Genomic DNA, 7,774 nt, shown 5'->3' with positions numbered 1-7,774 from the left:
GGATGGCGCCCACGAGCCCCCAAGGATGGGTTTACGGCGCGTCCCGGCAGGGCCCCCCCCCCCCCCCCCAACACGCAGACCCCGTCAGCCAAAGCCTTTGCCGTTTCCGTCAGTCAACCAAGCCCGCCAAAAAACAAACCCTTACTGCAGCAGCGAACGCAGCATCCAGGCGTACTTTTCGTGGGTCTGCAGACGCTGGGTCATCAGATCCTCGGTCGGTGCGTCGTCCGCATCGTCGGCCACATCCAGCACTTTGCGCGCCGTACGGCACACAGCCTCGTTGGCGGTGACCAACTGGCGTACCATTTCACGCCAGTCCGCGCTGTCGGTCAGGCCCGGCTCCTCGGCGATCGAGGTCAGGGCCGCGAACTCGCGGTACGAGCCCGGGGCGTTGAAGCCCAGTGCACGGATGCGTTCAGCCACGTCATCCAGGGCCGCCCACTGTTCGGTGTACTGGGTCTCGAACATGGTGTGCAGCGAGTTGAACATCGACCCGGTCACGTTCCAATGGAAGTTGTGGGTCTTCAGGTAGAGCGTGAACGCATCAGCCTGGAAGGCCGACAGTCCATCGGCGATCTTCTTGCGATCGCCCTCCTTGATCCCGATATCGATGTTCGGGGCCGACGGGGCCGCCGCGCCGAGCTTCTGCTTGGCAGTCTTGGGCTTTGCCGGGGTCTTGGTCGTCTTCGCCATGGGAGAACTCCTTATGGATGGGATGAATCGGATGGCCTTCACAATAGATCAGACTACCCTTTCAGTAGTAAACAAAAGTTCTAAACGAATCGATTGATGAGCGCTATCGAAAAACCACATGCAGCACGCCTGGCCCAGCAGCAGGCCGCCATCAACGGGGCCATGAGCCGCGACCGCGGTCGTTTGCTGGGGATGCTCTCGCGTTGGCGGGCCAAACCGGCGGATACGGGGCTGGCGGCGGCGTTCGAGCAGGCCTTGCAGGCGTCCGTGCGCCGCCGTGAAGCGCGTGCGCTGAATCAGCCGGCCATCACTCTGGACGAGCAACTGCCGATTGCGCGTGAAGCCGAGGCCATCACCGCGCTGATCCGCGACCATCAGGTCGTGGTGATCGCCGGTGAAACCGGCTCGGGCAAGACCACCCAGCTGCCCAAGCTGTGCCTGGCCGCCGGCCGTGGCACCGCCGGCATGATCGGCTGCACCCAGCCGCGACGGATCGCCGCACGTGCCGTGGCGACCCGCGTTGCGCAGGAACTGCAGTCCGAACTGGGCACCACGGTGGGTTACCAGGTGCGCTTCACCGATCGCGTCGGTGACGATACCCGCATCAAGTTCATGACCGACGGCATCCTGCTGGCCGAGATCAGCAGCGACCGCTGGCTGTCCAACTACGACACGATCATCGTCGATGAGGCGCACGAACGCAGCCTCAACATCGATTTCCTGCTGGGCTATCTGAAGCAGTTGCTGAAGAAGCGCCCGGACCTCAAGTTGATCGTCACCTCAGCGACCATCGATACCTCGCGCTTCGCCCAGCATTTCGATGACGCGCCGGTGATCAGCGTGGAAGGACGCACCTTCCCGGTGGAGGTGCGTTACCGGCCGCTGGAAGGTGAGGGCGGTGGCGAGGCCGACGGTGGGCGCGATGGCGAGCGCACCGTGAATGATGCGGTGGTCGCGGCGGTGGATGAAATCACCCGGATCGACCCGCGCGGCGACATCCTGCTGTTCTTCCCGGGCGAGCGCGAAATCCGCGATGCGCACCAGTCGCTGGAACGACGCAAGTACCGCGGCACCGACGTGCTGCCGCTGTATGCGCGGCTGTCGGTCAAGGATCAGGATCTGGTGTTCAACCCGGGCGCCAACCGGCGCATCGTACTGGCCACCAACGTCGCTGAAACGTCGCTGACGGTGCCGCGCATCCGCTACGTGATCGACCCGGGTTTGGCCCGCATCAAACGCTACAGCCCGCGCCAGAAGCTGGACCGGTTGCACATCGAAGCGGTCTCGCAGGCCAGCGCCAACCAGCGCAAGGGCCGTTGTGGCCGCGTGTCCGAAGGCATCTGCTACCGGCTGTATTCCGAAGCGGATTTCCTGTCGCGCCCCGAGTTCACCGATCCGGAAATCCGCCGCTCCAGCCTGTCCGGGGTAATCCTGCGGATGCTGCAGCTGGGCCTGGGCAAGATCGAGGATTTCCCGTTCCTTGAAGCACCGGATGAGCGCGCCATTGCCGATGGCTGGCAGCAGCTGGGTGAGCTGGGTGCGGTCGATGCCGAGCGCCGCCTGACCCCGATCGGGCGCCAGATGGCGCGCTTGCCGGTGGACGTGAAACTGGCCCGCATGCTGGTTGCTGCGCAGGCGCAGGGCTGCCTGCGGCCGATGCTGGTGATCGCTTCGTTCCTGGGTATCCAGGACCCGCGCGAGCGCCCGCCGGAAGCGCGCGCCGCGGCCGACAACGCGCACGCGCTGTTCGCCGATGGACGTTCGGAATTCGTCGGTGTGCTGCGGCTGTGGGACGGCTATCGCCAGGCCCACGAAGACCTGACCCAATCCAAGCTGCGCGACTGGTGCGGGCGGCATTTCCTCGGCTTCCTGCGCATGCGCGAGTGGCGGGAGCTGCACCGTCAGCTGCGCGTGCTGTGTGAGGAACTGGGGTGGAGCGAGGAGCCGGCGGAGACGTCATTGGCGCCGTTGCTTGCCGGATCCTCCGCGCCTGCACCGGCGCGCGATGACGAGGCCAAGATCAAGGCGACGCGTGGCCAGCAGCACCGTGCCGCACGCCTGGCCCGCGAAGGGAAATCCGAGCCGACCCCTGCCCAGAACACGCCGTCGCCGGTCAAGGGGGCCGATTCCGAGGCGCGCAACGCCTTCAGCGACAAAGTACGCGCGGCGGCCTACCAGACCCTGCACCGTGCCTTGATCGCCGGCCTGCCCACGCAGATCGGCCACCGCAGCGACAAGGGCGACTTCCTGGCACCGCGCCAGCGCCGCTTCCTGCCGTTCCCGGGCTCGACGCTGGCCAAGCGGCCGCCGCCGTGGCTGCTCACCGCGACCCTGCTGGATACCCAGAAGATCTGGGGATTGACCAACGCGGCGATCGAGCCGGACTGGGTCATCAACGAGCTGCCTCACCTGCTGCTGCGCAAGCACTTCGATCCGCATTGGTCGCGCGCGCAGGGCCAGGTGCTGGCCTCCGAGCAGATCAGTCTGTTCGGGCTGGTGCTGGCCCCGAAGAAGCCAGTGCACTACGGCCGCATCGCGCCGGGCGAGGCACACGAGATCTTCGTGCGGCAGGGCCTGGTGACCGGCGAAATCAACACCCGTGCCGGCTTCGTCGCCGACAACCTCAAGGTGCTGGAGCAGGCGCGCGAAGAAGAGGCCAAGCTGCGCCGTGCCGGCATCGTCGCCGACGAAGGCTGGCAGGCGCGCTGGTACCTGGACCGGATTCCGGCCGATATCCATTCGGCGATGGGGCTGGATACCTGGTGGAAGGCGCTGGCACCGGAGAAACGCCGCGCGCTGTCGTGGACACTGGCCGATCTGCTGCCGGGTGAGGGCAGCGATGCCGAACGGTATCCCGCGTATCTGCCGCTGGGTGATGCACGGCTGCCGCTGCATTACACCTTCGAACCAGGTGCCGACGAAGATGGCGTCACGTTGGAGGTACCGCTGCACCTGCTCAACGCACTCGATCCAGCGCGGCTGTCATGGCTGGCGCCCGGCTTCGTGGCCGACAAGGCCGCGGCCCTGATCCGCAGCCTGCCCAAGGCAATGCGCCGCAACTATGTGCCGGCACCGGACTTCGGTCGCGCGTTCGCCGAAGCGTTTGCCGAGCCGACCGCCGATGACATCCGTGGCGAGCTGGCGCGGTTCCTGTCGCGCGCGACCGGTGCAAAGCTTGCGGCGACCGATGTCGACGAAGCGTCGCTGGAGGCGCACCTGCGCATGAACCTGCGGCTGCGCGATGCCGATGGCAAGGTGCTGGCAACCTCACGTGATCTGGATGCCCTGCGTGCCCGCTTCGGCGACCAGGCCGGTGACGCCTTCGCCGCGCGTGCCGGGCGTGCGCTGGCAGCCGAAGGCTTGCGCGATTTCCCGGCCAGCCCGATCCCGCTGCAGGTGCCCGGCGAAGCCGGCGTGCCGGCCTATCCGGCCCTGGTCGACCAGGGCGAGACCGCCGCGTTGAAGATCTTTGCCGATCGCAACGAGGCGCTGGAGCAGCATCCACTGGGGGTGCGACGACTGCTGGAGATCGCGCTGGCCGACAAGGCCAAGCAGGCGCGCAAGCAGTTGCCGGTGCCGCCCAAGACCGGCCTGTTGTATGCCGCGATCGAATCGCAGGAGCGCCTGCGTGGTGATCTGGTGGATGCCGCGATGAATGCCGTGCTTGCCGATGGCCTGGGTGATATCCGCGACCCGGCCGCGTTCGCCAAGCGCAGCGCGGAGGCGGGCAAGGCGTTGTTCGCAGAGGCGATGGCTCGCCTGAAGCTGGCCGAGAACATTCTGGCGCATGTGGCCGAGCTCAAGCCACAGCTGGAAGCGCCGCTGATGGGCTGGGCACGCGGCAATCTGGATGACATGGAGCAGCAGCTGGCCGCACTGGTCCATCCTGGCTTCCTGCGCGAGACCCCGGCCGATGCCTTGGCGCAACTGCCGCGCTACCTGCGCGCGATGATCCTTCGCACTGAGCGTGCCAAGCGCGATCCGCCGCGCGACCAGGCGCGGATGCTGGAGCTGCGGCCATTCGTCGATGCGTTGGCACAGGCCGAGGCCCGCGGGCTGCGGGGGCGGCCGCAGTGGCAGGACCTGCGCTGGGATCTGGAAGAGTTGCGGGTCTCGCTGTTTGCCCAGGAGCTGGGCGCGAAGACCGGGATATCAGCCAAGAAGCTGGCCCAGCGCGTCGCCGCGCTGCAGAAGCCTTGATCCGCCAGTTACCCGTGCCAATTCGGCACGGGTAACTGGGGTTGCCTGCGCGCGGATTATTTGACGCGGCGGACCTTGGCGCGGGTGTTGACGCCCTGGATCTGCATGTACCACACGCCGCCGACGCCGGGAGCGATGCTGACCTCAGGCGACTGGCGGCGGACACCACCGACCTGGACATCGTCGATCTGCTCCCATTCCTGGGTGTTGGCGAGCGCGTAACGCTGCCCCTTGCCAAAGCCGCGGAACTCTCCGGTCAAGACGCTTTTGATCGGCTCCTTGGTGCCGAAGTCGAAGAAGCCGTGGTTTTTCACGATGACTTCCTGACGACCCTCTTCGCGGGCCTGCTCGCGGGCATCGGCCGCCCGCGCGGCCCCCTTGCCCTGCAGCCAGTTGTTGAGCTCGGCCAGTTCCTGCGGGGTGAGCTTCTCCAGCCCGGCGCTTTTGAACTCGGCCGGCGACATCTGCTGCTGCAGATCGCCTTCGACCACGCGCTGGGCCAGCGCCGGTAGCGAGAGGCTCATCATGACGGCCGCACAGGCCAACAACCGCAGACGGGAAAAGCGCATGGCAGAGTCTCTCCTGGGAATGGCCGCAGTGTAGTGCCAGCGCCCCGGCATGTGCACATGCTGGTGATGGCGATTGTCGGGGGGGCGCTGCGGCGCTAGTGTAGGTGGCCTCTGTCTTGTCTGTACGATGCTGTGAACCGCGCTTCCTCCCCTGGCCTGGATGGCTTGTTGAACCGACCCTCGGTGGCTTCGCTGCCGCCTGAGCTGCGTGAGGCTTTGCTGCAGCGCTGGCAGCAACCCGAGGCCGATCTGGACAGGCGCGCGGGCTGGCCGGTGCTGGCTGACACGCTTGATGCGCTGTCATTGCTCTCGGCCGACGAGTCTGCCTTGCTGGCCACGTTGCTGTTCGATCTGCCGTGGTTGCGTGCCGGGCTGGACACGCTGCCGATCGGTGCGCTCAAGCCGGTGGTCGTCGGGCTGCTGGACGGTCTGGACGCTGCCGACCAGGTCTGGGCGCTGCACGCCGGGCGCGAGGCCGGGCGCAACAGCGAAGGCCTGCGTCGCCTGCTGCTCTCGATCATCCGCGATCTGCGCGTGGTGCCGATCCTGCTCGCCCGCCAGCTGGCCCGCATGCGCGGTGCCGATCGCTTGCCCGAAGAAGAGCGCCGCGCGCTGGCCCAGCTCACCCGCGACATCCATGCGCCACTGGCCAACCGGCTCGGCATCTGGCAGTTGAAGTGGGAGCTGGAGGATCTGGCGTTCCGCCATCTGGAACCGGAGACCTACCGCCGCATCGCGCGGGAGGTGGATGAAACGCGCTTGGCGCGCGAGCGCTATGTCGAGGGCGTCAAGAAGGCGCTGTCGCGCGAGCTGCTGGCGCAGGGCATTCGCGCTGAGGTCAGCGGCCGCCCGAAGCACATCTACAGCATCTGGCGGAAGATGCAGAAGAAGCGGCTGGCCTTCGAGCAGTTGTACGACATCCGCGCCGTGCGCGTGATGGTGGACGACGTGGCCGCCTGCTACGCCGCGCTGGGCGTGGTGCATGCACTGTGGGCGCCGGTGCCGAGCGAATTCGACGATTACATCGCGCGCCCGAAAGCCAACGATTACCGTTCGCTGCATACCGCCGTGGTCGGCCCGGAAGGGCGCACCATCGAAGTGCAGATCCGCACCCACGACATGCACGCCCAGGCCGAGCTCGGCGTGGCCGCGCATTGGCGCTACAAGGAAGGCAGCAAGGGCGCGGAAAAGGCGTTCGACCGCAAGATCACCTGGATGCGGCAGCTGCTGGAGCAATCCCAGGACGGGCATGCAGGCGAACTGGCCGGTGCGCTGGATGCCGAGCTGACCGAAGACCGGGTCTACGCGCTCAGTCCCAAGGACGAGGTGATGGACCTGCCGCAGGGCGCCACGCCGTTGGATTTTGCTTACCACGTGCACACCATGGTCGGGCACCGCTGCCGGGGGGCGAAGGTCAACGGCCGCATCGTGCCGCTGACCTACCGCCTGCGCAGTGGCGACCGCGTCGAGATCCTGACCGGCAAGGAGGCTGATCCCCGGCGCGACTGGTTGCTGGCCTCCAGCGGGTTCCTGGCCAGCAACCGCTCGCGTGAAAAGGTGCGCGGGTGGTTCCACAAGCTGGACCGCGCGCGCAACGTGCAGGCCGGCCGCGAGCTGCTCGAGCGCGAACTCAAGCGCCTCGGCCTGCAGCATGCCGATCTGGCCATCGCGGTGAAGAAGTTCCACGCCGACAGCGTCGACGACCTCTACATCCAGGTGGCGCTGGGCGATACCGGGCCGAACCAGGTCAGCCGCACGCTGCTGGAAGCCGAACGTGCCGCCAGTCAGCCGGCGGCGCCGGTACTGCCGCGCCCGACCGCGCGGCGCGAGAGTGTGCGCAGCGCCGATTTCACCGTACAGGGCGTGGGCAACCTGCTGGTGCAGCTGGCGCGTTGCTGCCAGCCGGTGGCCGGCGAGCCGATCGTCGGGTATCTCACGCGTGCGCGCGGCGTCACCGTGCACCGCACCGACTGTGCCGCGCTGGCACGTCTGGCCGCAGCCAGCCCGCAGCGCATTCTTCCGGTGGAGTGGGGCCAGGCCGGCGGTGGCTATGAAGTGGACGTGGTGGTCGACGCGGTCGACCGACGCTGGCTGCTCAAGGACATCACCAACCTGATCGCGCAGGAGGATGCCTATGTGCTGGACATCCACAGCGACAACGTCCGCAACAGTGGCCGTGCGCATCTGCGCCTGCGCTTGAAGGTCAGTGACTACGGCCAGCTTTCGACCCTGCTGGGCAAGCTGGACGCGCTGCCCGGCGTCAGCGAAGCCCGGCGTCTAGGCTGAGCTCACGTGCCCCACGCTAGGCTCGC

General features: G+C 67.1%; 4 protein-coding genes. 2 read left to right on the top strand and 2 right to left on the bottom strand.

The window, feature by feature from the left end:
• Positions 1-141: 141 nt before the first annotated feature.
• Positions 142-693: a Dps family protein gene (locus ACE026_RS16750; protein ID WP_019185151.1), complete on the bottom strand. Its 552-nt coding sequence runs from the start codon at positions 691-693 to the stop codon at positions 142-144.
• 96 nt (positions 694-789) lie between these two features.
• Between ACE026_RS16750 and hrpA the strand changes: the two genes are divergently transcribed.
• A complete protein-coding gene (gene hrpA, locus ACE026_RS16745) occupies positions 790-4,893 on the top strand; it encodes an ATP-dependent RNA helicase HrpA (protein WP_486039976.1) in 4,104 nt (1,367 codons plus the stop codon).
• A gap of 56 nt (positions 4,894-4,949) precedes the next feature.
• Here the strand turns inward: hrpA and ACE026_RS16740 are convergent, their stop codons facing one another.
• Complete coding sequence (locus tag ACE026_RS16740; protein ID WP_486039975.1) at positions 4,950-5,462, bottom strand: hypothetical protein; 513 nt, start codon at positions 5,460-5,462, stop codon at positions 4,950-4,952.
• A gap of 132 nt (positions 5,463-5,594) precedes the next feature.
• Here ACE026_RS16740 and ACE026_RS16735 point away from each other — a divergent pair, with 132 nt between their 5' ends.
• On the top strand, positions 5,595-7,748 hold the full coding sequence (locus ACE026_RS16735) for a RelA/SpoT family protein (RefSeq protein ID WP_486039974.1): 2,154 nt from the start codon (positions 5,595-5,597) through the stop codon (positions 7,746-7,748).
• The last annotated feature ends 26 nt before the right edge of the window (positions 7,749-7,774 follow it).

It is taken from the genome of Stenotrophomonas sp. AGC87 (assembly GCF_057333975.1).
This window is presented reverse-complemented; position numbering and strand designations above follow the sequence as displayed.